This window comes from Treponema sp. R6D11 (assembly GCF_054786075.1).
This window is the reverse complement of sequence record NZ_BDHD01001230.1, coordinates 1-354: the sequence shown is the minus strand read 5'-3', so window position 1 is coordinate 354 and position 354 is coordinate 1. Positions and strand designations below refer to the sequence as shown.

Annotated in this window: 1 protein-coding gene; it reads right to left on the bottom strand. The window is 66.9% G+C overall.

Features of this window, described 5'->3' with window-relative positions:
* Positions 1-354 (bottom strand): PrpR N-terminal domain-containing protein (locus ACYVTD_RS18220; RefSeq protein ID WP_461249012.1); only part of this gene is annotated, 354 nt, incomplete at both ends.

Here is a 354-nt window from a genome sequence, read left to right as displayed (position 1 = left end):
GCATGCAGCAGTGAAACAAATGAAACATTGAAACAGATGTATCATGAAACACCCCACCCGGGCCAGCGCCTCCATCAGGTCGAAGCCGTTGGCCTGGATCGGCACCAGCGGCAGCTCCAGCCGGCCGCGCAGCCAGGCGGCGTTGGAGCCACCCGCGATCCCCACATCGCAGTGCTCGCGACGCAGGCGCTGGCCGATCACCTCCACCGCTTCCTCGAAGCCGAGGTTGATCTGCTCGATGCGCGCGCGGCGGTCGAACTCGGGAATGACGTCGCCGAGCAGGCCGGTCAGCCGCGAGACGCTGACCGTCCAGATCACCGGGCGGCCGGGGTCGGCATCTGCATGGCGCAGGGG